Source organism: Variovorax sp. YR634 (genome assembly GCF_900106655.1).
Classification (GTDB): Bacteria; Pseudomonadota; Gammaproteobacteria; order Burkholderiales; family Burkholderiaceae_C; genus Variovorax.
The window spans coordinates 81,743-106,266 of record NZ_FNOL01000016.1; the positions used below are offsets into that span (position 1 = coordinate 81,743).

The window sequence follows — 24,524 nt, forward strand, 5'->3', positions numbered from 1 at the left end:
GCTCTCCGTCGACATGGCACAAGCGCCCAGGACCCAGGTGAACTCGCAGCAGCACACACAACCGCTCGCGCGCCGCCGCTACGCGCTCGAAATCCGCCAGCACATGGCCTGGCGCTGGCAGGCGCTGATCCTCGCGGCCGCACTGCTGGTGGGCTTCGCCATCTCCGCCGCGATCCTCGTGGCCGCGGGCGTGCCCGCCGACGAACTCGCCAACGAGTTCGTGATGCAGACCTTCTTCGACGGCCAGAACTTCCGCGCCGTGCTGTTCCAGGCCGCGCCGATGATCCTCGTCGGCCTCGCGGGCTCCATCGCATTCCGCGCGCGCTTCTGGAATCTCGGCCTCGAGGGCCAGATGATCTGGGGCGCCATCGGCGCGACCACCATCTCGATGTGGCAGATCGGCCCCGAGAACCTGCGCCTGCCGCTGATGTTTGCGGCAGCCATCGGCTGCGGCCTGCTGTGGGTGCTGGGCCCCGCGTGGCTCAAGCTGAAGCTCGGCGTGAACGAGATCATCTCGACGCTGATGCTCAACTACATGGCGGCCAACTTCCTGCTGCACCTGGTCTACGGCAGCTGGAAGGACCCGAAGGACAACTTTCCGTACTCGCCGCAGTTCCGCGTGTTCGAGCGGCTGCCCGAGCTGGGTGCGGGCATCGGCAGTTCGATCCTGCTTGCGGGCATCGTCGCGCTGCTGGCGTGGTGGCTGGTGAGCGTGAGCCGCGTGGGGCTCTACCTGCGCTTCGTCGATGCGAACCCGCGCGTCGCGCATGCCAACGGCGTGCCGGTGCGGCGCACCATCTACGGCGCGGTGCTGCTGTCGGGCGCGATGGCCGGACTCGCGGGCTTCGCGGTGGTCGCGGGGCAGGAGGGCCGGCTCACTCAGGCCTTCTATCAGGGCTATGGCTTCTCGGGCATCCTCATCGCCTTTCTCGCGCGCAACAACCCGCTCGCGGCCACGGTGGTGGCGCTGCTGGTGGCGGCGCTGTTCGTCACCGGACGCAGCCTGCAGGTGTTCTACCAGGTGCCGTTCTCGATGGTGCAGCTCATCCAGGCGGTGATCGTGGTGTGCGTGGCGTCGAGCGACTTCTTCATTCGCCACCGGCTGCGCCGCGTGGGCGGGGAGGCTGCGCAATGAGCGGCAGCATCATGCTCAACTGGCTCGCGAGCACGCCTGACTTCGCGGTGCCGTATGCGCTCGCGGCACTCGGCCTCATCATCTGCGAGCGCGCGGGCGTGCTCGCGCTCGGCGCCGAAGGGCTAATGCTGGTCGGCGCACTCGCCGGCATCGGCGCGCAGATCGCCATCGGGCAGCCGGCCGTGTCGCTGATGCTCGCGATGCTCGCGGCCAGCGTGGTGTCGGTGCTGTTCGCGGTAATGGTGATCTGGCTGCGCGTGAACCAGGTAATTGCCGGGCTCGCGCTGGTGTTCTTCTGCCAGGGGCTCACGGCGCTGGTCGGCTCGATGGCCGACTGGACCAACCATGCCACCGAAGGCATCGGCGCGATGGCGCTGTGGCCGTTGTCGCTGCTGCCGGTCGTGGGCAGGCTCTTCGAGCAGAACGCGATGGTGTGGCTCACGCTGCCGATCTTCGGCGCGGTGGCGTGGTTCTTCGCACGCACCTCCACCGGCCTGCGGCTGCGCGCGGTGGGCGAGAACCCGCAGGCGGCCGATGCGGCCGGCATCCGCGTGACGGCATGGCGCTTCGCGGCGGTGCTCGCGGGCTCGGCGCTGGTGGGGCTGGCGGGCGCCTACATCTCGGTTGTCAGCACCAAGCTGTGGATCGCGGGCATGACCGGCGGACGCGGCTGGATCGCGGTGGGCCTGGTGATCTTCGCGCGCTGGTCGCCGTGGAAGGCGCTGGTCGGCGCGCTGCTGTTCGGCTGCATCGAGGCGCTGATTCCGCAGCTGGCCGCAGCCGGCGTGCAGCTGCCGCAGTACTTCGTGATGATGACGCCGTATGCGGTGACGCTCGGCGTGATGGTGTGGGTCGCGCTCTCGCGGCGCGGCGCCGATGAAGAGCCCGGCGCGCTGGGCCAACCCTACGTGAGAGAAGAACGCCGATGAAGGCCTGGGTCTACAACGAAGAGCGCGAGCTCGACGCAGCGCAATTCGCCGACTACCTGAACCCCGCCACCACCGCGGTCGTCTCCATCGACATGCACCGCGGCCACCTCGACGACAGCCCCGACTGCCCCTGCCCCGCGCCGCGCGCACGCGACGTGGTGGCGCCCATCGACAGCTTCCATGACGAAGTGCGCGCGCTGGGCGTGCGCATCGTGCACATCAAGTCGGTGCTCCGGCCCGATGGCGTGGACGACATTCGCGGCATTCCTTCTGCATGGCGGCGCACCTTTCCTTTGCATGTCGGCGAAATTCCGAATGCCGACGCGCACGCCATCGAAGGCTCGAAGTGGACCGAGTGGGTCACGCGCGTCGAGCCCGGTGACATGCGCGTGGACAGCAAGCGCCGGCTGTCGGCCTTCTACCCGACCGACCTCGACTTTCTGCTGCGCAACCAGCGCATCGAGACGGTGGTGCTCAACGGCGGTTTTACCGACTGCTGCGTGCTCAACACGGCCTTCGACGCCAACAATCACAACTACCGCGTGATCGTGCTGCGCGACCTGGTGCGCGGCACCGACCCGCACCTGGAGGGCGCGGCGCTCGCGATGGTGTCGCTGCACCTCGGGCTGGTGGTCGATTCGGCGGAACTGCTGCGCCAGTGGCGCGGATGAATTAACCCGATACGCCAAGCCAGCGTGCGGCCACGCCGGGCATGTCGCCCTGGGCGGCCTGCCACACCATTTCGGGTGCGGCCACATGCACGCCCGGCGGCGCGATGCGCAGCGCCACGTCGACCAGCTCCGCCACCTTCGATGCGCGCACCGGCTGCTCGCTGCTCGGCACCATGAAGCGCACGACGGACAGCATCCACGCGGCCAGCCGCTCGAGCGGGTTGGCGAACTTCGCATTCACCGGCTTGCGCGCCGAGCGCACCAGGATCACGCGCTCGAAGCCGCAGGCCACCACCGCCTGCTCGTCGAGGCTCGCGAGCCCCCGCTTGAGCGCCTCGGGCAGCCGGCCCTGGTCGTGCGGCTGCACGATGGCCAGCGTCTGCACGCCGCAGGCGCGCAGCCATCGGGCCAGTTCGGGCAAATCTGAAGGCTCGGGCACCCACAGCGCGCGTTCGCGGTCGTGGTACAGCCGCGGCGGGTCGAAGGCGACGATGGCCGTGTGGGCCGAAGTCAGCGGCCATTGCGCGATCGGCGGGGCCGGGCTCAGGTAGGTTTCCACGCCGCGCAACCCGTCGCGAATGGGCTCGCGCGCCAGCACGCGGGTATGGGCATGCCGGTGGCTGCCGGCCAGCCGCCGCAGCAGCTCCGCTCCCAGCGCACCGGTCGCGCCCGCGATCAGCAGCGTGCCAAAAGCGTCGGAAGCAACGGGCAGTACCGCACGGTTGGCGGCCTGCAGGGCTTGTAGAGGGTCGAGGGACATGGAGCCATCTATGCTACCTTCCGGCAATTCTGCGGAGGTAATGCAAATGATGATGAAGCGCTGGCTCTTGATTCTCGCGGCGGTCTTGTCCCTGAGCGGATGCGGCTACAACCAGTTCCAGTCCCTCGACGAGGCCAGTAAATCGGCCTGGAGCGAGGTGCTCAACCAGTACCAGCGGCGCGCCGACCTCGTGCCCAACATCGTGGCCACCGTGAAGGGCGAGGCCAGCTTCGAGCAGGACACGCTCACCAAGGTGATCGAGGCGCGCGCCAAGGCCACCTCGATCCAGGTGACGCCCGAGACACTGAACAACCCCGAGGCCTTCAACAAGTTCCAGCAGGCGCAGGGCGAACTTTCTTCGGCGCTGTCGCGGCTGATGGTGGTGTCGGAACGCTACCCCGAGCTCAAGGCCAACCAGGCCTTCCGCGACCTGCGCGTGACGCTGGAAGGCACCGAGAACCGCATCACCGTGGCGCGCAACCGCTACATCGAAAGCGTGCAGGAGTACAACGTGCTCGCTCGCAGCTTCCCGACCAACATCACGGCCAAGATCTTCAGCTACGCGCCGAAGCCCAACTTCTCGGTGCAGAACGAGGCGCAGATTTCCACGCCGCCTACTGTCGACTTCAGCGCTCCGAAGAAGTAAGCCAGCACCAATGGCCATTGCCGCACTGCTCCGTCGCGCACTGGCCGCGCTCGTTCTCGCGACCCTGGCCGGGGTCGCGCTGGCCCAGGGCCTGCTGCCGGTGCCCGCGCTCACCGCGCGGGTGATCGACCAGACCGGCACGCTGGACAGCGCGCAGCGCAACGGCCTGGACGCCAAGCTCGCAGCCTTCGAGCAGCGCAAGGGCTCGCAGATCGTGGTGCTGATGGTGCCGACCACCGCGCCCGAGGACATCGCCAGCTACACGCAGCGCGTGGGCGACGCCTGGAAGATCGGCCGCAAGGATGTCGGCGACGGCCTGCTGGTGGTCGTGGCCAAGGACGATCGCAAGATGCGCATCGCCACCGCCAAGGCGCTCGAAGGCGCGGTGCCCGACCTCGCGGCCGTGCGCATCATCGACGAGGAGATGAAGCCGCGCTTTCGCAACAACGACTTCGCGGGCGGGCTGAACGCGGCGGTGGATCGGCTCATCGGGCTGGTCGACGGCGAGCCGCTGCCGGAGCCTTCGCGCGACACGGGCAGCGGAGGCGGCGGCGGTGGTGGCTTCGACTGGGAGAACCTCGCGATCTTCCTGTTCGTCGGCGTCTTCATCGGTGCGCCGGTCGCGCGCGCCGTCCTCGGCAAGAAGCTGGGCACGATGGTCGTGGGCGGCGGTGTGGGCGTGGTCGTTTTCTTCATCACCACCAGCATCGCCATCGCGGTGATCGCGGCGCTTGTCGCACTCATCGTCTCGCTGGTCGCGGGCGCCGGGCGGACTGGCGGCGGCGGGGGTGGCGGCTGGAGCTCCGGTGGAGGCGGAGGCTGGAGCGGCGGTGGTGGGGGCGGCGGAGGAGGAGGTTTCAGCTCCGGCGGCGGTGGCAATTTCGGCGGCGGCGGCGCGTCGGGGGACTGGTGAACACGATGACGACGACCAATCCAACCGACGCCAGCTTCTTCTCGAAGCTCGGCCGCATCTGGCGCCATCGCTGGATCGACGAGTCCGAGGTTCGCCGTGCACTGCCACCGGCCGCGCTGGAGCGCCTTGCAGGCCGCGTGGCCGCGAGCGAGCGACGCCACAGCGGCGAGATCCGCATCTGCGTCGAGGCCGGCCTGCCGATGTCGTACCTGTGGCGCCATGCGCCGCCGCGCGAACGTGCTGTCACGCTGTTCGGCAAGCTGCGCGTGTGGGACACCGCGCACAACAACGGCGTGCTCATCTACCTGCTGCTGGCCGAACACGCCATCGAGATCGTGGCGGACCGCGGCATCAATGCTCGCGTAGACGATGCCGAATGGGCCGCAATGGCGCAGCGCATGGGCGCGGCCTTTCGCGAAGGCCGTTTCGAGGATGGGCTCACGCAGGCGCTGGAAGAAATCTCGGCCCTGCTGGTGGAACACTTTCCGCTGGGCGAGGGCGAAGTGGACGTGAACGAGCTGCCGGACGAGCCGGTGGTGCTCTAGCCTTCCTGCGGCGGCAAGGCCCACACGGCATCGCCACCCACCGCGTGAAAGCGCCGCCCCGGCGCCGATTCCATCAACCACCCGCCCGTGAACTCGCCAAAAGCCGGCAGCACGGCCTGCTGCGCATCACTCACGAAACACGGCAGTCGCACGCTGTCGCGCCCCGGCCCATGGAGCCTGCAAACGGGATGCAGGTGCCCCGCGAGCACGAAGTGCGTCGCATGCGACTGCGGATGGTGGCAGCAGGCGAACGGCCCGAGCAGAAATGGCTCGTCGACCACCTCGATGCCGAACGTGTCCGGCGGATCGCCCGCGCGGCTGTCGTGGTTGCCGCGCACCAGCGTCATCGGGACGCCCGCATGGCGCGTGCGCCAAGCCTCCACCGTGGCGAGCACGGTGCGCGCCTGCGCCGCGTGCAGGAAGTCGCCGAGAAACACGATGCGCTGCGGTGCATGCCGTTCGATCAGCACATCGAGCCGCGCCAGGTTTTCCCGCGTGGTGCCGCCCGGCACCGGCTGGCCGAGCGCGCGGTAGGTCGCGGCCTTACCCAGATGCAGGTCGGCCACGAACAGCACGCGCGCATCGGGCCACCACAACGCCCGCTCGGGCAGCAGGTGCAGCAGTTCGCCCGCCCAATGGACCGGGAGCGGCGATGCGGAGGAGTCTGGAAAGGTCACGGGCTGCCAGTGTCGCAAAAGACGCTCTGGCAGGCGACCGTCTTGCAATGGGCTCCAGCAGCCCCCAGTTTCTGCAAATGACCGAATCGCCCCCGCTGCACATCGTCTGCCCGCATTGCCACACGACCAACCGCGTGCGCGCGGCGCAGCTGGGCAGTGCGCCCGACTGCGGCAGCTGCCACCGCCCGCTGTTCGCCGGCCATTCGACCGCGCTGCCGGACGAAGCCACCTTCGACCGCCACATCTCGCGCAACGAGATCCCGGTGCTGGTCGACTTCTGGGCGCCCTGGTGCGGCCCGTGCCGCCAGATGGCGCCGGGCTACGAGCAGGCCGCGGCCCAGCTCGAACCGCAAGTGCGGCTGGCCAAGGTCGACACCGAGGCCGTGCCTGCCCTGGGCACGCGCTTCAACATCCGCAGCATCCCGACGCTGGCATTGTTCCGCGGTGGCCGCGAAGTGGCGCGACAGGCCGGTGCGATGAGTGCGGCGGACATCGTGCGATGGGTGAAGGCGCACGGCGCCGGCTGATCTGTTCACAGGGGCGGCAACGGACGCGAAGGCCGCCTGCGCTCGCGCCGAGCGCCTGATGACGACTTCGCCGGCTTGCCCGGCCCCTCCTGACCGAAGGCCAGCGTGCCTTTCACGCGCTCCACGCCACCAGCCGTGACAGCGCCACCTGCAGCCTTCTCCAGCTGCTCGACCATGCGCGCAATGCGGTCGGCCACGTTCTCGTTCGACAGCTTCTCGCGGAACAGCTCGACCATCAGCGGAAACGAGAACGGCGTCGGCCGCGCCAGCGGCTTCAGCACGAGCTGCTGCGTGGCCATGCGCTCGAGGCTGGCGCGCAGGCGGCCGATTTCGAGCTCCTGCGAGAGGAGTTCCTGCTCGGCCTGCTGCAGCAGCCTGTTGCCGGGGTCGTACTTGCGGAACACCTCCCAGAACAACGAGGACGATGCCTGCAACTGCTTGCTGCTGCGCTTCTCACCCGGATAGCCTTGGTAGATGAGCCCCGACACGCGCGCGATCTCGCGAAAGCGCCGCTGCGCGAGTTCGCTCGCATTGAGCGACGCCAGCACTTCGTGCAGCAACGCCGCATGCGCGTCATCGCCCTCCGGCAGCTTCAGCACCTGCGGCAACAGCGCGGCCCAATCGACCTCGGTCGCGCTCAGCAGCTCGAAGCCGTAGTCGTTGACTGCGATCGAGAAGGTACGCGCCTCGTGCTGCGCGACGCGCCAGGCCAGCAGGCTCGCGAGCCCAAGGTGCACATGCCGGCCCGCAAACGGATAGAGGAACAGGTGCGAGCCTTCGCGCGTGCTCAAGGTCTCGGCCAACAGCGTCTGCGGCGTCGGCAGTGCCGACCACTGCTGCTGTATTTCGAGCAACGGGCGCACGCATTGCAGCTCGGGCGAGTCGTAGTGCCCCTCGCCGGCCAGCGCCAGCTGCTGCACCACCGCATCGGCCAGCGTGTTCGACAGCGGCATGCGCCCGCCGCTCCAGCGCGGCACCGCAGGGCGCTTGCCACTGGCGCGCCGCACCCAGGCCGTCATGTCGTGGATGCGCACGAGTTCGAGCAACCGGCCGCCGAACAGGAAGCAGTCACCGGCCTTCATGCGCGCGACGAAGCTCTCTTCGACGTTGCCGATCTTCGAGCCGCCGAGGTACTGCACCGACATGCTCGCGTCGCTCACGATGGTGCCGATGTTCATGCGATGCCGCCGCGCGAGCCGCGCATCTGGCACGCGCCAGACGCCTTCTGCATCGGGCACGGCGCGCTTGTAGTCCGGATAGGCCGCGAGCGAGGGGCCGCCTTGCGAGACGAAGTCGAGGCACCACTGCCAGCTCTCGCGCGAAAGGCCTTCATATGCGGCCGTGCCTCGCACCTCTTCGTACAGGTCGCCGGGCACGAAGCCACCGCCCAGCGCCACCGTCACCAGGTGCTGCACCAGCACGTCGAGCGGCTGGTCGGGCGAATGCCGCGCCTCGATGTGGCCCGCCGCAATGGCCGTGCGCACTGCCGAGCCTTCCACCATCTCGACGCTGTGCGTGGGCACGAGCGTGATGCGCGACGGCCGCCCCGGCGCATGGCCCGAACGGCCCGCGCGCTGCAGCAGCCGCGCCACGCCCTTGGGCGAGCCGATCTGCAGCACGCGCTCGACCGGCAAAAAGTCCACACCCAGGTCGAGGCTCGATGTGCAGACCACTGCCTTCAGCTCGCCGCTTTTCAGGCCCAGCTCGACCCACTCGCGCACTTCGCGGTCGAGCGAACCGTGATGCAGCGCGATGAGGCCGGCCCATTCGGGCTTGGCTTCGAGCATCGCCTGGTACCAGATCTCGGCCTGCGAGCGCGTGTTGGTGAAGACCAGCGCGGTCTTGCTCGCGGCAATCTCGCTGATCACCTGCGGCAGCATCGTGAGGCCCAGGTGTCCGCCCCATGGAAAGCGCTCGGCGGTGCCGGGCAGCAGCGAATCGATGACGAGCTTCTTCGGCACCTGACCCTGCACGAGCACGCCTTCTTCATGCCCCAGCAGCGCATGCATCGCCTCATGCAGATTGCCCAGCGTGGCCGACATGCCCCAGATCGCGAGACCGGGGTTCCGGCGCTTGAGCCGCGCGAGCGCAAGCTGCACCTGCACACCGCGCTTGTTGCCGAGCAGCTCGTGCCATTCGTCGACCACCGCCATCTGCACGTGGCCGAGCACCTCGCGGGCATCGGCACGCGCGAGCAGCAGCGAAAGGCTTTCGGGCGTGGTGACGAGCACCGTGGGCAGGCGCTGGTTCTGCGCGCTGCGTTCGGCAGACGTGGTGTCGCCGCTGCGCGCGCCCGCGCTCCACGGATGCACCTCGGCGCCGAGGGCTTCGAGTGGTTGCTGCAGGGCGCGCAGCGTGTCGGCCGCAAGCGCACGCATCGGAGTAAGCCATAGCACGGTGAGCGGCGGCGCCGCAGGCCGCGCGCTTTCCTTGCGGGCCTGCGAGAAGGCTTGCAGTGCGCCGAGCCACACCGCGTAGGTCTTGCCTGCACCGGTAGTGGCATGCAGCAGGCCGGACTTGCCTTCGCCGATGGCCTTCCAGACCTCGCGCTGGAACTTGAAGGGCTTCCAGCCGCGCGCAGCGAACCACACGTCGAGCGCCTGCTTGACGGCCCTTTTCATAGGGGCAACAACGCCGCCAGCGTCTGCAGGGTGTCCGCTTCTTCCACCGGCTTGTCTTCCCGCCACCGCAGCATCCGCGGAAACCGCACCGCGATGCCGCTCTTGTGCCGCGTACTGCGCGCGATGCCCTAGAAGCCCAACTCGAACACCAGTGTCGGCTTCACGCTCTTCACCGGCCCGAAGCTTTCCACCGTGGTCTTGCGGATGATTGCGTCCACGCGCGCCATCTCTGCGTCTGTGAGGCCCGAGTAGGCCTTGGCGAAGGGCACGAGCTTGCGGTCTTCCTGCCCGGGCGGACCGTCCCACACGGCGAAGGTGTAGTCGCTGAAGAGGCTCGCGCGCCGACCGTGGCCGCGCTGTGCGTAGATCAGCACCGCATCGATGCTGAGCGGGTCGATCTTCCACTTCCACCACACACCGACGTCCTTGGTGCGACCCACACCGTACTGCGCGTCGCGACGCTTGAGCATCATGCCTTCGACGCCCATGGTGCGTGCCGCTTCGCGCTGGCGTGCGAGATCGGGCCAGTCTGAGCCCGTGAGCATCGGGCTCGGCAGCAGCGAGGGATGCTGCATGCGCGTGACCAGGTCGTCGAGCAGCGTGCGGCGCTGCGACTGCGGCAGCACGCGCAGGTCGCGGCCTTCCCATTCGAGGATGTCGTAGGCCAGCAGCACCACGGGAATGTCACGCAGCAGCTTCGCACCCAACGTCTTGCGGCCGATGCGCTTCTGCAGCTCGGCGAAGGGCTGCGCGCGGTCGTCGCGCCACACGGCGATCTCGCCGTCCAGCACGGTGCCGTCGGGCAGGGCTTCACCGAGAGCGGCGAGCTCGGGGAAGCGCTCCGTCACCAGCTCTTCGCCACGCGACCACAGCCACACGACGCCCGCGCGCTTGATGAGCTGCGCACGGATGCCGTCCCATTTCCATTCCACGATCCAGTCGGACGGCGGGCCCAGCGCGGCGTCGAACTGCTCGAGCGGCAGGTTGAACGGATGCGCGAGGAAGAAGGGGTACGGCTGGCCGCTGGTCTTCTGCACCTGCTCGGCGCTCGACTCGGGGGCGATGAGCGTGCGGTAGTCGTCGGCCCTTGGCCGCGCGCCGATGTGCGTGTAGCCCATGAGCCGCTGCGCGACGCGCTTGGCATCGATGCCGCCGACCGCGGCGAGCGCCTGCGTGACCTGCAGCTTCGACACGCCGACACGGAACGCGCCGGTGATGAGCTTGAAGTACACCAGCCGCTCTTCGGCAGCGAGCTGCCGCCATTGCGCGCGCAGGCGGTCGGCAAGCTGCTCGGGCGAGGCCTTTGCGGCTTCGCGCAGCGGCAGCAGATGCTGCTCGACCCAGCCGGCGAGACCGAGGTCGTGTGCCTCGCTCGGTGGCGGCAACAGCAACGCGATGGTTTCGGCGAGGTCGCCCACGGCGTCGTAGCTTTCGTCGAACAGCCATTCGGGCAGGCCCGCCGCGTCCTGTGCAAGCAGGCGCAGCAGCTTGGTGGGCACGAGCTGGCGCGGCTTGCCACCGGCGAGGAAGTAGACGGCCCATGCGGCATCGGCAGCATCTGCGTCGCGCAGGTAGCGCTGCAGTGCCGCCTGCTTGGCGAGGCTCGACGTGCTGGCGTCGAGGTCGCGGTAGAGGGCGGCGAAGGCTTTCATGCCTCTGCCTCCTGATCGTCCTCGTCGCCGTACTCGGTCTTGAAGCCCTTCGCGTCGAGGCCGATCTCGGTGAGCCATCGCACCATCACCTGCACGCTGCCATGCGTGACGAACACGCGCTCCGCGCCGGTGCCTGCAATTGCCTGCTGCAGTCCGGGCCAGTCGGCGTGGTCGGACATCACGAAGCCGCGGTCCACGCCGCGCCGCCGCCGGGTGCCGCGCAGCTGCATCCACCCGCTCGCAAAGGCATCGGCGTAGTTGCCGAAGCGCTTCATCCACGGCGAGCCTTGTGCCGATGGCGGCGCGAGCACCAGCGCGCGCTTCAGCAATGCAGCATCGACGCCTTCATCGCTCACGCGCAAGGTAGGCGGCAATGCCACGCCTGCCGCCCGGTACACGGCGTTGAGCGGCTCCACCGCCCCGTGCACGACGATCGGCCCGATGCTCGCGTCCACCCCATGCAGGATGCGCTGCGCCTTGCCGAAGGCGTAGCAGAACAGCACCGATGCGCGCCCTGCTTCCGCATTGGCGCGCCACCATGCATCGATCTCCGCGAACAGCACGGCCTGCGTGGGCCAGCGGTAGATCGGCAGGCCGAAGGTCGACTCGGTGATGAAAGTGTCGCAAGGCACGGGCTCGAAGGGCGTGCAGGTGCCGTCGGGCTCGGTCTTGTAGTCGCCCGAGGCCACCCACACGCGCCCGCCGTGTTCGAGCCGCACCTGCGCCGAGCCCAGCACATGGCCGGCCGGATGCAGCGAGACGCGCACGCCGTGGTGCTCGATGGCCTCGCCGTAGGCCAGCGTCTGCAGGTCGATGTCAGGGCCGAGCCGCGTGCGCAGCGTGCCGGCGCTGTCGGTGTGGGCCAGGTAGTGCGCATGCCCGGGGCGCGCGTGGTCAGAGTGCGCGTGCGTGATGACGGCGCGCGCCACCGGCCGCCACGGGTCGATGTAGAAATCGCCGGGCGGGCAGTACAGGCCCTCGGGCCGGGCGACAACGAGAAGGTCTTCTTCCTGCTTTGCGGGCATGGCACGCCATGGTAGGCGCAGCCGGGCTTGCGCGACAGGCTACGGCTTCTTGGGCCGGTTGTTCATCATGTCGAGCACGTTCATCTTCATGCCGTTGGACATGACCATGTCGCCCGGCTTCTGGTCGGCCTTGCAGGGGCCGATCCACTTCGCCTCCATGACGCTCGCGCCTTCGGCGCGGCCCATCAGCGGCGGGTTGTAGGTCGACTTGCTTTCCATGCGATAGGCGGTGCTGAAGTCGCCGCTCATCACTGCATGCGAGGTGGCGACGGTGTTGCCGATCTTGCAGACCGAGTCCATCACCAGCTTGCCGCCGTCGGCGCGTAGCTCCTGCTTGGAGCACATGTCCTTGCCCATGCCCTGGCCCATGTCGCGCAAGGCCTTGTCGCTGGCCGCGTCGATGCACTGCTGCATGGTGTGGCCGGCGCCCTTGCCCGTGGGGTCTCCGGACTGGATTTCCCACAGGCCGGGCTTGCGCGAAGGGAAATCGAGCGCGAACGCGGGACACGCGATGGCGCTGGCCGCCATGCAGGCAGCGGCGGCGGACAAACGGATCTTCATGACGGGCTCCCGCATCGGTGGACGACGATCCCCGGGTTGTACCGCGTGCACCGCGGCGGCGGAATAGCGCAATCGGCCTAAGCCGGACGCGCCTGCTGCGCCGGCGCGAGCACCGGGCCGCGCTGCCGCGTGACGACACCGAGCGCCACGCCCAGCGCGAGGCCACCCAGCACGTCGATCAGCACATGCTGGCGCACCGCCATCGTCGAATAGACGATGCCCGCGGCCCAGGCCACGTTCACGACGCGAAGCCAAACCGGCGCACCCACATCGCGCAGTTGCCGCGCCAGCATGACGCAGGCGAACACCGAGAACGAGACGTGCAGCGAGGGAAAGGCGTTGCCGGCCGAATCGACCATCTTGAGGAATTGCAGCGAGGTGCCCGGGGCCGCCTCGACCGCGAAGTTGGGAATCGCCGTGGGCATGAACCAGAACACCAGCAGCGCCAGCGCCGTCATGGCCGCGCAGCCGAAGGAGAAGCCCAGCAGCTCGCGCTTGTCCTTGGCCAGCAGCACCGGCAGCGCGATGTAGCCCCAGAGCGAGAGGTACACCGGCAGCAGCGCCGGCCAGAAGGCGATCAGCCGGTCGATGGGTGTGAGCGGCAGCACCCAGGCCTGGCCGGCGTTCTTCATGATCCAGAAGTACAGCGGGAAGAAGCCGAGGGTGGCGACCGTGTTGCCGACCAGCTTCAGGGGGAACAGCGTGATGCAGCGGCGCCAGAGGGCGGCGAGCCAGGGCTGCGTTGCCGATGAAGTGGAAGAAGCTTCGGATGCGGAAGGTGTCATGGAGGCCTGTGCAGCGCGTCGCGCGCTACCAGGGCGTCCACTTTAATTCGCTTTTCGACGAAGCCACCGTGCGTTCGATGAAGCGCACCCCACGCGCGCCGTCTTCCACGCGCGGGTAGTCGGCATCCAGCGGATCGGCCGGCTGGCCCGCAAGCCGGGCGCGGATGTCCGCAGCAACGCCTGCGTACACGTTGGCGAAGGCCTCGATGAAGCCTTCGGGATGCCCCGCCGGCAGCCGGCTTGCGCGCTGCGCTGATTCGCACAGCCACGGCGCGCCACGCGTCAACACGCGCAGGGGTCCGTCATGCGGCAGGTGCACCAGCCGGCTCGGCTGCTCCTGGCGCCATTCGAGCGTGCCCAGCGTGCCCGACACGCGCAGGCGCAGGTCGTTCTCCAGGCCGGTGTTGATCTGCGAGGCCACGAGCACGCCACGCGCGCCACCCTCGAAGCGCAACAACAGGCTGCCGTCGTCGTCGAGCATGCGGCCCGGCACCAGCGCGCCGAGGTCGGCGCAAAGGCTTTCGATCTGCAGGCCGGTGACGGTAGCCACGAGGTTCTCGGCATGCGAGCCGATGTCGCCGATGGCGCCGGCCGCGCCGCTGCGTGCGGGGTCGGTGCGCCAGTCAGCCTGCTTGTTGGTGCCGCCTTCGACATGGCTCGCGAGCCAGCCCTGGTTGTATTCGACGACGACCTTGCGGACCTCGCCGATCTGGCCCGAGCGCACCATCTCGCGCGCCTGCCGCACCATCGGATAGCCGGTGTAGTTGTAGGTGACGCCGAACACCGTGTCCTGCTTCGCCACGGTCGCGACCAGCGCATCGGCCTGCTCGCGCGTGTGTACCAGCGGCTTGTCGCAGACCACGTGGAAGCCCGCTTCGGCAAAGGCCTGCGCCACCGGAAAGTGCACGTGGTTGGGCGTGACGATCGACACGAAGTCGATGCGCTCGCCCTCCGGGCGCTTCAGCTCGTCGGCCAGCAGCGCCTGCCAGTCGCCGTGGTTGCGGTCGTCGGCCAGGCCGAGGTCGCGGCCCGAGGCGCGCGCCTTGTCCGGGCTCGACGACAGCGCGCCGGCCACGAGCTCGATCTGGCCGTCGAGCGCCATGGCCTTGCGGTGCACGCCGCCGATGAAGGCGTCGCGGCCGCCGCCGACCATGGCGTAGCGGAGCTTGCGTGAAGCGATCTCGGTCACCTTAGAACGGCGAGTTGGGGTGGTAGAAGTCCTTGGCGTTCTCTTTGGTGATCAGCACCGAAGGAATGATCGTGGTGGCCGGCAGCTTCTCGCCCTTCAGGCGCGCCTCGGCCGTCAGCTTGATCGCGTCGTAGATGAACTTCGGCGAGTAGCTCACATCGGCGGTGATGCGCTTGTCCTTGCCGTCCATGATGGTCTTGACCATGCCCTTGGCGCCCGCGCCGCCGAAGATGATCTTGATGTCGTCGCGCTTGGCCTGCTCGATGGCCTTGAGCACGCCCACGGCCATGTCGTCGTCGGCTGCCCAGATGGCGTCGATGCTCTTGAAGCGTGTCAGGTAGTCCTGCGTGACCTTGAAGGCGTCGTCGCGGTTCCAGTTGGCGTACTTGGCGTCGAGCAGCTTGATGTCGGGGCTGCCCTTGAGCACTGCGTTGAAGGCGTCCATGCGTTCGTTGTCGAGCGTGGTCGCAATGCCGCGCAGCGCCACCACGTTGCCCTTGCCGCCCAGCTGCTTCACGATGTACTCGGCCGGGATCTTGCCGAAGGCCGTGTTGTCGCCGGCCACATAGGCATCTTGTGCACTGGTGTCGGTGAGGCCGCGGTCGACCACGGTGACGTAGGCGCCCTTGGCCTTGACCTGCGCAACCGGCTTGGTCAGCGCGGCGGATTCGAAGGGGAACACGACCAGCGCGTTGATCTTGGTGACGGTCGACAGGTCTTGCAGCTGGTTGGCCTGCTCGGGCGCGTTGGCCGCTGTCTTGATCGTGATCTTCAGGTCCTTGTGTTCCTTCTCCAGGTCTTTCTTCGCCTGGTTGGCCCAGTAGTTGATGCCGCCCATGAAGCTGTGCGTGGCCGCGGGAATCGAAACGCCGAGGTTGACCTTTTCCGCGGCAAGCGCGGGCAGGCTGGCGAACGCTGCGGCGGCAACCGCCGTGAGTGCGAGGCGTCGGGTGAAAGTCGTCATGCTGGGTGTCTCCTTGTGGTTGATGGAACGAACGGGAAAGGGATTAGCGGCGGCCTCGCTGGAGGAACGCGACGATGATGATCACGAAGCCCTGCACCGCAGCGTTCAGGTACACGCTGATGATGCTGGTGAGGTTCAGGATGTTGCTGATGACCGAGAGCAGGATCGCGCCCACCACGGTGCCGGTGATGCTGCCCGCGCCGCCCTTGAGCGCGGTGCCGCCGACGATCACCGCGGCAATGGCTTCGAGCTCCCACAGCAGGCCGGTGGTCGGAGAGGCCGAGCCCAGGCGCGGCACGTACAGCAGCGTGGCAATGCCTACGCACACGCCGAGCAGCACGTAGGTGAGGATCTTCACGCGGTCGACGTCGACTGCCGCGTAACGCGCCACCTGTTCGTTCGAGCCGATGGCCTGTACGTAGCGCCCATACGCTGTGCGATTGAGGATGATGCCGCCGATGACCGCGACGATCACGAAAACCCACACCGGCACCGGAATGCCCGCGAGGCTCGCGTAGTACACCGGCGCGTAGAGGTCCGACAGGTCGTTGTCGAGCGTGAGCGCGCCGCCGTCGGCAAAGTACGTGAGGTATGCGCGGAAGATGCCGAGCGTGCCCAGCGTCACGATGAAGGGCTCGATGCGCCCCTTGGTGATGAGCAGGCCATGCGCGAGCCCGAACACCGCACCGAGCACCACCGCCAGTACAGCGCCCATCACCACCGCGAGCAGCGGCGAGCCCGAGGCCGGGCCGGCCCAGTTGATGAACATGATCACGCTGCCCGCGATGAGTGCGGCCATCGAGCCCACCGACAGGTCGATGCCGCCGGAGATGATCACGAAGCACATGCCCACCGCGATGATGCCGATGAAGGCCGTGCGCGTGAGCACGTTCATCGCGTTGTCGAGGGTCGCGAAGTCGCCGTTCAGCAGCGTGCCGGCAATGCACAGCAGCACGAGGCCGATGACCGGGCCGAGCCCGTGCAGGCGCTGCACCCAGCCCGGCTTGGCCTCGCTGCGGTGCTGCTGCTGCGCGGCTTCAAGCGTCTGCGGTGGTGTTGGCTGTTCCGGTGGCATGAGCGATGAGCTCCTCTTCAGTCAGATGGTCCGCGTCGAGCGTGGCAACGAGACGGCCCGCGCGCATCACCGCGACGCGGTGGCACAGGCCGATCAGCTCCATCAGCTCCGACGAGACGACGATCACCGCGAGCCCTTCGCGGGCGAGTCGCTGGATCAGGAAATAGATGTCGCGCTTGGCGCCCACGTCGACGCCGCGCGTGGGCTCGTCAAGCACCACTACCTTGGGCTGCGGCTGAAGCACCTTGGCGAGCGCGAGCTTCTGCTGGTTGCCGCCCGAGAGCGACGATGCCTTGACGTCGAGCGAGCCGGTGCGAATGCCGTAGTCTTTCACCGCCCCGGCCAAGGCGCCGCGTTCGGCCTCGGGCTTGAGCCAGGGCTGGGCATAGCGTTCGAGCGCCATCAGCGTGAGGTTCTGGCGCAGGCCGAAGTTGACGTGCAGGCCCTTGCCCTTGCGGTCTTCGCTGAGGTAGGTGAGGCCGTGCTTGGCGGCATCGCGCGGGTTGCGCCAGCCCTTGTCGTGGGGCACGGGCTTGCCGAGCATCTCTACGCTGCCGCTCGCGGGGCGCAGGCCGAGCAGGCCTTCGAAGAGTTCGGTGCGGCCCGCGCCGACGAGGCCCGCGAAGCCGAGGATCTCGCCGGGGCGCACTTCGAAGCTCGCGTCCTGCGCCCAGCCGGGCACGCAGAAGTTGCGCACGCGCATGGCGGGCGCGTCGGCGGCGACGACCACGTCGCGCGGCGGGTAGAGGTCGGCCAGTTCGCGGCCCACCATGAGGTTGGCCATCTGCTGGCGCGTGACCTCGGACGTCGGCGCACGCGCGACGAAGCGGCCGTCGCGCATGACGATGACTTCGTCCGTCACCTGCTCCACTTCGTCGAGCTTGTGCGAGATATAGACGATGGTGACGCCATCGGCGCGCAGCTGGGCGATGAGCTTGAACAGGCGCTCGGTCTCGCCCGGCGTCAGAGTGGCCGTGGGCTCGTCCATGATGAGCAGGCGTGCGCGGCGAGCGATGGCTTTCGCGATCTCGACGAGCTGCTTCTCGGCGACGATGAGCTTTCGCACCTTGGTGCGGGGATCGATGTTCAGGCCCACTGCTGTAAGTGCGGTGGCGGCGTCGCGTTCCATCGAGGCGTCGTCGAGCAGCCAGCCCTTTTTCTTCTCGTGGCCGAGGAAGATGTTCTGCGCCACGCTCAGGTCTTCGGCGAGATTGAACTCCTGGTGGATCAGCACGATGCCCAGTGCTTCGGCATCGCGCGAGCTCGCGAACTGCTGCGCCTGTCCGTTGACGCGCAGCGCACCACCGCTCAGCGGCTCGTAGCCGGCCAGGATCTTCATCAGCGTGGACTTGCCCGCGCCGTTCTCGCCGAGCAGTCCGTAGACGTGGCCGGGCGCGAGCGCAAAGCTCACGCCGTGCAGCACCTGCACGGGGCCGAATGCCTTGACCACGCCATCGAACTCGACAGCGACGCTGCCCTTGATGTTCTCGGCCGCGTTCATGGCGCCACTCCGCGGGCCTTCAGGGTCTCTTGCATCGCGAGCACGCCGGCGCCGATCAAGCCGCCCTGCATGCCCAGCGGCGTGTACTGGATTTCCAGATGCCGCGTGGAGAGCGCCAGTGAGCGCTGGTACACGCTCTGCCGCACGGCCGCAAGAAACAGCGGGCCGATGCGCGTGATGCCGCCGCCGATGAACACATGCGACGGATTGAAGAAGTTGACGACCGACGCGAGCATCTGCCCGATCAGGCTGCCCGCACGCTGGATGATGGCGTTGGCGGCCGTGTCGCCGCCGCGGCTGGCCTGGCCCACGTCGATGGCGTCGATGCGCCCGTGCACGCGCAGGCACTCGGCCAGCGTCGCGCTCTCGCCGGCTTCCGCAGCCTGCATCGCCATGCGCGTGATCGCGGGGCCGGCGGCCATGGCCTCGACACAGCCGAGGTTGCCACAGTGGCAGCGGGGGCCTTCCTGGTCGACGCAGATGTGGCCCACGTCACCGGCCGAGCCTGCGGCGCCGCGGTATACCTCGCCGTGGCAGACGATGCCGCAGCCGATTCCGGTGCCGATCTTGATAACGAGGAAGTTGGTCAGCGAGCGCTTGAGGCGCCAGAGTTCGCCGAGCGCCATGAGGTTCACGTCGTTGTCGACGAAAACGGGCGCCGCGTAGTCCTCGCGCAGGTAGTCGCGGATGGAGAAGCTGTCCCACGCGGGCATCAGCGGCGGGTTCACGAGCTGGCCGATCTCGAAGTTGACGGGGCCGGGCACGCCGATGCCGATGCCGAGCACGTCCTTGGCGCTCGCGTTGCAGCGGCCCAGCAGTTCGCGCATGAGCGTGCGCACGCGGGCCAGCACCACGGCCGGGCCTTCGCGCACGTCGGCCGGTTCGTCGTGCTGCGCGAGCACGGTGAGATCGGGCCGAAGCACGGCCACGTCGAGGCTGGTGGCGCCGATGTCGATGCCGACGAGCACGCCAAGGCCGGCATGCAGTTGGAGGTTTTCCGCGCGGCGACCGCCTGAGGAACGTTGCAGGCCGGCTTCGGCGAGCAGGCCCTGGTCGACGAGGCCGGCGATCAGCCCGTTGGCTTTGCTCTTGGAAAAGCCGAGTTGCTCGGCCATGGCGTGGCGCGAGCCGCCGGCCGACCAGAAAGTCGTTTCCAGCAGCCGCATCTCGTCCGCAGTGATGCCACTCCAGGGTGCCACGCGCTTTGTCTCCGGTGTTCTTTTGCTTTGCGCCCGCAGCCCGGCTGCTGGACGAAGGCGAATACTAGGCGGCGCTCTTCAGCCAGACAAGGCCGAACTTCGACCATGTTTCAGCCAAAGATGATCGAGCGAAAGCGTACGGACGCAAAAAAGCCGCCCGAAGGCGGCTTCTTGTCGGAGCAATCGGGAAGACCGATTACTTCTTCTGGCGGTACTTGCGCAGGGCCGCGATCTGGGCGGCCATCACGGCCAGCTCGGACTGCGCCATCGCGATGTCGATGTCGCTCTTCGCGTTCTTCAGCGCTTCCTCGGCGGCGGCCTTGGCCTGGTTGGCCTTCTCGTCATCGAGGTCCTTGCCGCGGATCGCGGTGTCGGACAGCACGGTGACGGCGTTGGGCTGCACTTCGAGAATGCCGCCGGCCACGAAGACGAACTCTTCCTTGCCGTCGGCCGTTTCGATACGCACGGCGCCGGGGCGGATGCGCGTGATCAGCGGAGTGTGGCGCGGATAGATGCCGAGCTCACCGGCTTCACCGGGCAGCGCGACGAACCTGGCTTCGCCCGAGAAGATCGACTCTTCCGCGCTGACCACGTCGACGTGAATGGTGTTTGCCATCTGAGTTCCTATGCCGCCTTAAGCGACCTTCTTGGCTTTTTCGAACGCTTCGTCGATGGTGCCCACCATGTAGAACGCTTGTTCCGGCAGGTGGTCGGCTTCGCCGTTCACGATCATCTTGAAACCACGGATGGTTTCGGCCAGCGGCACGTACTTGCCGGGCGAACCCGTGAACACTTCGGCCACGTGGAACGGCTGCGACAGGAAACGCTGGATCTTCCGGGCACGGGCCACGGCCAGCTTGTCGTCGGGAGCCAGTTCGTCCATGCCCAGAATGGCGATGATGTCGCGCAGTTCCTTGTAGCGCTGCAGCGTGCCTTGCACGGCGCGGGCCACGTTGTAGTGCTCTTCGCCGACCACGTTCGGGTCGAGCTGGCGCGAGGTCGAGTCCAGCGGGTCCACGGCGGGGTAGATACCGAGCGAGGCGATGTCGCGCGACAGCACCACGGTCGAGTCCAAGTGAGCGAAGGTCGTGGCGGGCGACGGGTCGGTCAAGTCGTCGGCGGGGACGTACACGGCCTGGATCGAGGTGATCGAGCCGACCTTGGTCGACGTGATCCGCTCTTGCAGGCGGCCCATTTCTTCAGCCAGCGTCGGCTGGTAGCCCACGGCGGAAGGCATGCGGCCCAGCAGAGCCGACACTTCGGTACCGGCCAGCGTGTAGCGGTAGATGTTGTCCACGAAGAAGAGAACGTCACGGCCTTCGTCGCGGAACGACTCGGCGATGGTCAGGCCGGTCAGCGCCACGCGCAGACGGTTGCCCGGGGGTTCGTTCATCTGGCCGTAGACCATGGCCACCTTCGAGTCCTCGAGCTTCTCGAGGTTCACGACGCCGGAGTCGGCCATCTCGTGATAGAAGTCGTTGCCTTCGCGGGTACGTTCACCCACACCGGCGAACACCGACAGACCCGAGTGAGCCTTGGCGATGTTGTTGATGAGTTCCATCATGTTCACGGTCTTGCCCACGCCGGCGCCGCCGAACAGGCCCACCTTGCCGCCCTTGGCGAACGGGCACACCAGGTCGATCACCTTGATGCCGGTTTCCAGCAGGTCTTGCGAGGGCGACAGTTCGTCGTACGCGGGAGCCTTGCGGTGGATGGAAGCGGTGAGCTCCTGGCCCACTTCGCCGCGCTCGTCGATTGGACGGCCGAGCACGTCCATGATGCGGCCGAGCGTGGCCTTGCCGACCGGCACGGTGATGGGTGCACCGGTGTTGGTCACGATCAGGCCGCGGCGCAGGCCGTCGGACGAGCCCAGTGCAATGGTGCGCACCACGCCGTCGCCGAGCAGCTGCTGAACTTCGAGGGTCAGCCCGCCGCCTTCGAATTTCAAGGCGTCGTACACCTTGGGCATCTGGTCACGCGGGAACTCCACGTCGACCACGGCGCCGATACATTGGACAATTTTTCCTTCAGCCATGGCGTTTCCTTCTGGATGGATCTCAATAAATTTGCGACAGGTTCTTGCAGAAGCGTCCTGGTGCCAAAACGGGCCGCTTTTGCAAGAATGCCGGACGGGCCGGCACCCTTGAATCTCTACTTCTTCTCGTCAGTTCATCAGCACTTCATGGCCGTCGCTTGCGCAGCGAAAGCGTCCGAAGCAGCCTTGCAGGCCTGACCCAACGCGGCCTTGTCGGCGCCCATCGAAGCCCAGGTGGCCTTCGTCTGGTCGAGACTGGCCTTCATCGCGTCAGCAGCGGCGCCGCTTTGCGAACCCACGCAGGTCTGCACCTTGGCCAGGTAGTCGTTGCACTCCTGCGGCAGGTCGGCGGCCGATGCCGTCGGGGCTGCAGCGGGAGCAGCCGGCGCTGCTGCGGGAGCGGGGGCAGGAGCCGGAGCGGCGGGTGCAGCAGCGGGAGCCGGTGCAGGCGCGGGCGCCTCTTCCTTCTTGGAGCAAGCAGTCAGAGCGGCAGCAATAGCCACCAGAGCAAGAATCTTCTTCATTTTGCGCAGAGTCCCCTTAAATAAAGGCCTTGGGTTACCGGGCGCGCAGAGCGCATCCGATCAGCAACGCGGCCTGTTGCATTGCTTCAATCAAACGCCTGCGGCCGCGGCCGCGCCGGACACGATTTCGGACAGCTCTTTGGTGATGCCTGCCTGACGGGTCTTGTTGTAGACCAGCTTCAGTTCGCTGATCACGTTACCCGCGTTGTCGGTCGCAGCCTTCATGGCCACCATGCGCGCCGAGTGCTCGGACGCCATGTTTTCGGCCACGGCCTGGTACACCAGCGATTCCACGTAGCGCACCAGCAGCTCGTCGATCACGCTTTGCGCGTCGGGTTCGTAGATGTAGTCCCACGAATGATGGCCCGACTCGGTTTGCAGCGTCTCGGCCTTCAGCGGCAGCAGTTGCTCCACCATCGGCTCTTGCTTGATGGTGTTGATAAACTTCGTGTAGCACAGGTACACCGCCGACAGCTTGCCTTCGGCATAGGCGTCCAGCAGCGTCTTGACCGGCCCGATGAGCTTGTCCAGATGCGGCGTGTCGCCCAGTTGCGTCACATGGGCCACCACGCGGGCGCCGATGCGGTTCAGGAAACCCAGACCCTTGTTGCCGATGGCGACCGACTCGACCACGTTGCCCGCTGCCTGCGCTTCGCGCAGCTTGCCGGTGACGGCACGCAGCAGGTTGGTGTTCAAGCCGCCGCACAGGCCCTTGTCGCTGGTCACGATGATGAAGCCGACGCCCTTGGCATCGGTCGTCTTCATGAACGCGTGGGTGTACTCCGGGTTCGCCTTGCCGAGGTTGGCTGCGATGTTGCGGATCTTTTCGCTGTAGGGGCGAGCGGCGCGCATGCGTTCCTGCGCCTTGCGCATCTTGGAAACCGAGACCATTTCCATGGCCTTGGTGATCTTCTTGGTGTTTTCCACCGATTTGATCTTGCCGCGGATTTCCTTACCAGCTGCCATGAGAGCTCCTTCTTGCGTCGATCAAGGGGTCGATCAGGCGAACGACTTCTTGAACGCGGTGACGGCTGCCAGCAATTCGGCTTCCGCTTCCTTGTCGAGCGCCTTGGCCTTCTCGATCTTGTCGAGCAGCGGGGCGTGGCTGGACTTCAGGAACTGGTGCAGGCCATGTTCGAACGGCAGCACCTTCTTGATTTCGAGGTCGTCCATGAAGCCCTTGTTCACGGCGAACAGCGACGCGCCCATCAGCGAGATCGGCAGCGGGCTGTACTGTGCCTGCTTCAGCAGTTCGGTCACGCGGGCACCGCGGTCGAGCTGCTTGCGGGTGGCTTCGTCCAGGTCGGAAGCGAACTGCGCGAACGCAGCCAGTTCACGGTACTGCGCCAGGTCGGTACGGATACCGCCGGACAGGCCCTTGATGATCTTCGTCTGAGCCGACGAACCCACGCGCGACACCGAGATACCGGCGTTGATGGCGGGGCGGATACCTGCGTTGAACAGGTTGGTTTCCAGGAAGATCTGGCCGTCGGTGATCGAGATCACGTTGGTCGGCACGAAAGCGGACACGTCGCCGGCTTGCGTTTCGATGATCGGCAGTGCGGTCAGCGAACCGGTCTTGCCCTTGACTTCACCCTTGGTGAAGGCTTCGACGTAGTCGGCGTTCACGCGGGCTGCACGCTCGAGCAGACGGCTGTGGAGATAGAACACGTCGCCGGGGTAGGCTTCGCGGCCCGGCGGGCGGCGCAGCAGCAGCGAGACCTGGCGGTAGGCAACGGCCTGCTTGGACAGGTCGTCATAGACGATCAGGGCGTCTTCGCCGCGGTCGCGGAAGTATTCGCCCATCGTGCAGCCCGAGTAGGCCGACACGTACTGCATGGCAGCCGATTCCGAAGCGGAAGCCGCAACCACGATGGTGTAGTCCATGGCACCGGCTTGTTCCAGTGCGCGCACCACGTTCTTGATCGACGAAGCCTTCTGGCCGATCGCAACGTAGACGCAGGTCATGTTCTGACCCTTCTGGTTGATGATCGCGTCGATGGCCACTGCCGTCTTGCCGGTCTGGCGGTCGCCGATGATCAGCTCGCGCTGGCCACGGCCGACGGGCACCATCGAGTCGATGGACTTCAGGCCGGTCTGCATCGGCTGGTCGACCGACTTGCGGGCGATCACGCCCGGTGCGACCTTTTCGATCACGTCGGTCATCTTGGCGTTGATCGGACCCTTGCCGTCGATCGGCTGGCCCAGTGCGTTCACCACGCGGCCGATGAGCTCGGGGCCCACGGGCACTTCCAGGATGCGGCCCGTGCACTTGACGGTGTCGCCTTCTGAGATGTGCTCGTACTCGCCCAGAATCACGGCGCCGACCGAGTCGCGCTCGAGGTTCAGCGCCAGGCCGAACGACGGCGTGCCGTCTGCCGTGGGCGGGAATTCGAGCATTTCGCCCTGCATCGCGTCGGACAGGCCGTGCACGCGCACGATGCCGTCCGTCACCGACACCACGGTGCCTTCGTTACGGATGTTGGCGCTGACCCCGAGGCCCTCGATGCGGCTCTTGATCAGTTCGGAAATTTCTGCGGGATTGAGTTGCATGACTCTTTCCTTCTTTCTTTGAGGCTACAAGTAGAGG

The 24,524-nt window shown here is 67.2% G+C and carries 23 protein-coding genes and 1 pseudogene; 7 read left to right on the forward strand and 17 right to left on the reverse strand.

All coding sequences use genetic code 11. The features are described from left to right. Positions 1-13: 13 nt before the first annotated feature. From BLV60_RS23570 to BLV60_RS23580, 3 genes are read left to right on the forward strand one after another with little or no spacing between them, the layout of a single operon-like run. Positions 14-1,135, forward strand: coding sequence for an ABC transporter permease (locus tag BLV60_RS23570; protein WP_371127399.1), 1,122 nt, complete (start codon positions 14-16; stop codon positions 1,133-1,135). Next, positions 1,132-2,064 (forward strand): ABC transporter permease, encoded by a 933-nt coding sequence (locus tag BLV60_RS23575; protein ID WP_093057715.1) that lies wholly within the window; start codon positions 1,132-1,134, stop codon positions 2,062-2,064. The genes BLV60_RS23570 and BLV60_RS23575 overlap by 4 nt, the downstream gene beginning before the upstream one ends. Then, positions 2,061-2,735 (forward strand): cysteine hydrolase family protein, encoded by a 675-nt coding sequence (locus tag BLV60_RS23580; protein ID WP_093057716.1) that lies wholly within the window; start codon positions 2,061-2,063, stop codon positions 2,733-2,735. Before BLV60_RS23575 ends, BLV60_RS23580 begins: the two co-directional genes overlap by 4 nt. A 1-nt stretch (position 2,736) precedes the next feature. Here BLV60_RS23580 and BLV60_RS23585 read toward each other — a convergent pair whose 3' ends face one another. Next, entirely contained in the window at positions 2,737-3,495 is a 759-nt protein-coding gene (locus tag BLV60_RS23585; RefSeq protein ID WP_093057717.1) for a hypothetical protein, read from the reverse strand. Between the two features lie 46 nt (positions 3,496-3,541). Between BLV60_RS23585 and BLV60_RS23590 the strand changes: the two genes are divergently transcribed. Genes BLV60_RS23590 through BLV60_RS23600 form a run of 3 tightly spaced genes read left to right on the forward strand, consistent with a single transcriptional unit; the run spans position 3,542 to position 5,599 of the window. Further along, the gene (locus tag BLV60_RS23590) at positions 3,542-4,141 is read left to right on the forward strand and encodes a LemA family protein (protein WP_371127398.1); all 600 of its coding nucleotides are present in this window, start codon (positions 3,542-3,544) and stop codon (positions 4,139-4,141) included. Between the two features lie 10 nt (positions 4,142-4,151). Next, positions 4,152-5,054, forward strand: coding sequence for a TPM domain-containing protein (locus BLV60_RS23595; RefSeq protein WP_093057718.1), 903 nt, complete (start codon positions 4,152-4,154; stop codon positions 5,052-5,054). A gap of 5 nt (positions 5,055-5,059) precedes the next feature. After that, positions 5,060-5,599, forward strand: coding sequence for a TPM domain-containing protein (locus tag BLV60_RS23600; RefSeq protein ID WP_093057785.1), 540 nt, complete (start codon positions 5,060-5,062; stop codon positions 5,597-5,599). Here the strand turns inward: BLV60_RS23600 and pdeM are convergent. Then, positions 5,596-6,276 carry a ligase-associated DNA damage response endonuclease PdeM gene (pdeM, locus tag BLV60_RS23605; protein ID WP_093057719.1) on the reverse strand — a complete coding sequence of 227 codons (681 nt, stop codon included), beginning with the start codon at positions 6,274-6,276 and terminating at the stop codon, positions 5,596-5,598. The genes BLV60_RS23600 and pdeM overlap by 4 nt on opposite strands. Positions 6,277-6,353: 77 nt before the next feature. Between pdeM and trxC the strand changes: the two genes are divergently transcribed. Further along, a complete protein-coding gene (trxC, locus tag BLV60_RS23610; RefSeq protein ID WP_093057720.1) occupies positions 6,354-6,803 on the forward strand; it encodes a thioredoxin TrxC in 450 nt (149 codons plus the stop codon). 5 nt (positions 6,804-6,808) lie between these two features. Here the strand turns inward: trxC and BLV60_RS23615 are convergent, their stop codons facing one another. The 15 genes and pseudogenes from BLV60_RS23615 to atpA all read right to left on the reverse strand — a co-directional run bounded on the left by BLV60_RS23615 (position 6,809) and on the right by atpA (position 24,487). Further along, positions 6,809-9,424 carry a ligase-associated DNA damage response DEXH box helicase gene (locus BLV60_RS23615; protein WP_093057721.1) on the reverse strand — a complete coding sequence of 872 codons (2,616 nt, stop codon included), beginning with the start codon at positions 9,422-9,424 and terminating at the stop codon, positions 6,809-6,811. After that, a pseudogene (locus tag BLV60_RS23620) lies at positions 9,421-11,076 on the reverse strand (ATP-dependent DNA ligase). The gene BLV60_RS23615 and the pseudogene BLV60_RS23620 overlap by 4 nt, the downstream one beginning before the upstream one ends. Then, positions 11,073-12,101 carry a ligase-associated DNA damage response exonuclease gene (locus tag BLV60_RS23625; protein WP_093057722.1) on the reverse strand — a complete coding sequence of 343 codons (1,029 nt, stop codon included), beginning with the start codon at positions 12,099-12,101 and terminating at the stop codon, positions 11,073-11,075. The pseudogene BLV60_RS23620 and the gene BLV60_RS23625 overlap by 4 nt, the downstream one beginning before the upstream one ends. 39 nt (positions 12,102-12,140) lie before the next feature. Then, the gene (locus tag BLV60_RS23630) at positions 12,141-12,662 is read right to left on the reverse strand and encodes a DUF3617 domain-containing protein (protein ID WP_093057723.1); all 522 of its coding nucleotides are present in this window, start codon (positions 12,660-12,662) and stop codon (positions 12,141-12,143) included. A 77-nt stretch (positions 12,663-12,739) separates the two neighbouring features. Further along, positions 12,740-13,447, reverse strand: coding sequence for a phosphatase PAP2 family protein (locus BLV60_RS23635; protein WP_093057724.1), 708 nt, complete (start codon positions 13,445-13,447; stop codon positions 12,740-12,742). Between the two features lie 25 nt (positions 13,448-13,472). Beyond that, positions 13,473-14,600 (reverse strand): Gfo/Idh/MocA family protein, encoded by a 1,128-nt coding sequence (locus BLV60_RS23640; RefSeq protein ID WP_176928903.1) that lies wholly within the window; start codon positions 14,598-14,600, stop codon positions 13,473-13,475. Between the two features lie 37 nt (positions 14,601-14,637). Then, positions 14,638-15,600 (reverse strand): substrate-binding domain-containing protein, encoded by a 963-nt coding sequence (locus BLV60_RS23645; RefSeq protein ID WP_093057726.1) that lies wholly within the window; start codon positions 15,598-15,600, stop codon positions 14,638-14,640. Positions 15,601-15,643: 43 nt separating this feature from the next. After that, positions 15,644-16,675 carry an ABC transporter permease gene (locus BLV60_RS23650; RefSeq protein WP_093057727.1) on the reverse strand — a complete coding sequence of 344 codons (1,032 nt, stop codon included), beginning with the start codon at positions 16,673-16,675 and terminating at the stop codon, positions 15,644-15,646. Beyond that, a complete protein-coding gene (locus BLV60_RS23655) occupies positions 16,638-18,176 on the reverse strand; it encodes a sugar ABC transporter ATP-binding protein (protein ID WP_093057728.1) in 1,539 nt (512 codons plus the stop codon). The genes BLV60_RS23650 and BLV60_RS23655 overlap by 38 nt, the downstream gene beginning before the upstream one ends. Then, a complete protein-coding gene (locus BLV60_RS23660) occupies positions 18,173-19,342 on the reverse strand; it encodes an ROK family protein (RefSeq protein WP_093057729.1) in 1,170 nt (389 codons plus the stop codon). The genes BLV60_RS23655 and BLV60_RS23660 overlap by 4 nt, the downstream gene beginning before the upstream one ends. Positions 19,343-19,571: 229 nt before the next feature. Continuing rightward, on the reverse strand, positions 19,572-19,991 hold the full coding sequence (locus tag BLV60_RS23665; RefSeq protein WP_093057730.1) for a F0F1 ATP synthase subunit epsilon: 420 nt from the start codon (positions 19,989-19,991) through the stop codon (positions 19,572-19,574). Positions 19,992-20,009: 18 nt separating this feature from the next. Then, the gene (gene atpD / locus BLV60_RS23670) at positions 20,010-21,410 is read right to left on the reverse strand and encodes a F0F1 ATP synthase subunit beta (protein ID WP_093057731.1); all 1,401 of its coding nucleotides are present in this window, start codon (positions 21,408-21,410) and stop codon (positions 20,010-20,012) included. Between the two features lie 137 nt (positions 21,411-21,547). Then, complete coding sequence (locus tag BLV60_RS23675; protein WP_093057732.1) at positions 21,548-21,934, reverse strand: hypothetical protein; 387 nt, start codon at positions 21,932-21,934, stop codon at positions 21,548-21,550. Between the two features lie 90 nt (positions 21,935-22,024). Next, positions 22,025-22,900, reverse strand: coding sequence for a F0F1 ATP synthase subunit gamma (atpG, locus tag BLV60_RS23680; protein WP_093057733.1), 876 nt, complete (start codon positions 22,898-22,900; stop codon positions 22,025-22,027). Positions 22,901-22,933: 33 nt separating this feature from the next. Then, the gene (gene atpA, locus BLV60_RS23685) at positions 22,934-24,487 is read right to left on the reverse strand and encodes a F0F1 ATP synthase subunit alpha (RefSeq protein ID WP_093057734.1); all 1,554 of its coding nucleotides are present in this window, start codon (positions 24,485-24,487) and stop codon (positions 22,934-22,936) included. Positions 24,488-24,524: the final 37 nt, after the last annotated feature.

Excerpts from the sequence above, each read along its gene's own strand:
- atpA (WP_093057734.1), bottom strand. The coding sequence starts at position 24,487 with ATGCAACTCAATCCCGCAGAAATTTCCGAACTGATCAAGAGCCGCATC.
- BLV60_RS23665 (WP_093057730.1), bottom strand. The coding sequence starts at position 19,991 with ATGGCAAACACCATTCACGTCGACGTGGTCAGCGCGGAAGAGTCGATC.
- BLV60_RS23630 (WP_093057723.1), bottom strand. The coding sequence starts at position 12,662 with ATGAAGATCCGTTTGTCCGCCGCCGCTGCCTGCATGGCGGCCAGCGCC.
- BLV60_RS23675 (WP_093057732.1), bottom strand. The coding sequence starts at position 21,934 with ATGAAGAAGATTCTTGCTCTGGTGGCTATTGCTGCCGCTCTGACTGCT.
- trxC (WP_093057720.1), top strand. The coding sequence starts at position 6,354 with ATGACCGAATCGCCCCCGCTGCACATCGTCTGCCCGCATTGCCACACG.
- BLV60_RS23635 (WP_093057724.1), bottom strand. The coding sequence starts at position 13,447 with ATGACACCTTCCGCATCCGAAGCTTCTTCCACTTCATCGGCAACGCAG.
- BLV60_RS23625 (WP_093057722.1), bottom strand. The coding sequence starts at position 12,101 with ATGCCCGCAAAGCAGGAAGAAGACCTTCTCGTTGTCGCCCGGCCCGAG.
- BLV60_RS23655 (WP_093057728.1), bottom strand. The coding sequence starts at position 18,176 with ATGAACGCGGCCGAGAACATCAAGGGCAGCGTCGCTGTCGAGTTCGAT.
- BLV60_RS23660 (WP_093057729.1), bottom strand. The coding sequence starts at position 19,342 with ATGCGGCTGCTGGAAACGACTTTCTGGTCGGCCGGCGGCTCGCGCCAC.
- BLV60_RS23615 (WP_093057721.1), bottom strand. The coding sequence starts at position 9,424 with ATGAAAAGGGCCGTCAAGCAGGCGCTCGACGTGTGGTTCGCTGCGCGC.
- BLV60_RS23650 (WP_093057727.1), bottom strand. The coding sequence starts at position 16,675 with ATGCCACCGGAACAGCCAACACCACCGCAGACGCTTGAAGCCGCGCAG.
- BLV60_RS23645 (WP_093057726.1), bottom strand. The coding sequence starts at position 15,600 with ATGACGACTTTCACCCGACGCCTCGCACTCACGGCGGTTGCCGCCGCA.
- BLV60_RS23640 (WP_176928903.1), bottom strand. The coding sequence starts at position 14,600 with ATGGTCGGCGGCGGCCGCGACGCCTTCATCGGCGGCGTGCACCGCAAG.
- atpD (WP_093057731.1), bottom strand. The coding sequence starts at position 21,410 with ATGGCTGAAGGAAAAATTGTCCAATGTATCGGCGCCGTGGTCGACGTG.
- BLV60_RS23575 (WP_093057715.1), top strand. The coding sequence starts at position 1,132 with ATGAGCGGCAGCATCATGCTCAACTGGCTCGCGAGCACGCCTGACTTC.
- BLV60_RS23585 (WP_093057717.1), bottom strand. The coding sequence starts at position 3,495 with ATGTCCCTCGACCCTCTACAAGCCCTGCAGGCCGCCAACCGTGCGGTA.
- atpG (WP_093057733.1), bottom strand. The coding sequence starts at position 22,900 with ATGGCAGCTGGTAAGGAAATCCGCGGCAAGATCAAATCGGTGGAAAAC.
- BLV60_RS23580 (WP_093057716.1), top strand. The coding sequence starts at position 2,061 with ATGAAGGCCTGGGTCTACAACGAAGAGCGCGAGCTCGACGCAGCGCAA.
- BLV60_RS23595 (WP_093057718.1), top strand. The coding sequence starts at position 4,152 with ATGGCCATTGCCGCACTGCTCCGTCGCGCACTGGCCGCGCTCGTTCTC.
- BLV60_RS23600 (WP_093057785.1), top strand. The coding sequence starts at position 5,060 with ATGACGACGACCAATCCAACCGACGCCAGCTTCTTCTCGAAGCTCGGC.
- BLV60_RS23570 (WP_371127399.1), top strand. The coding sequence starts at position 14 with ATGGCACAAGCGCCCAGGACCCAGGTGAACTCGCAGCAGCACACACAA.
- BLV60_RS23590 (WP_371127398.1), top strand. The coding sequence starts at position 3,542 with ATGATGATGAAGCGCTGGCTCTTGATTCTCGCGGCGGTCTTGTCCCTG.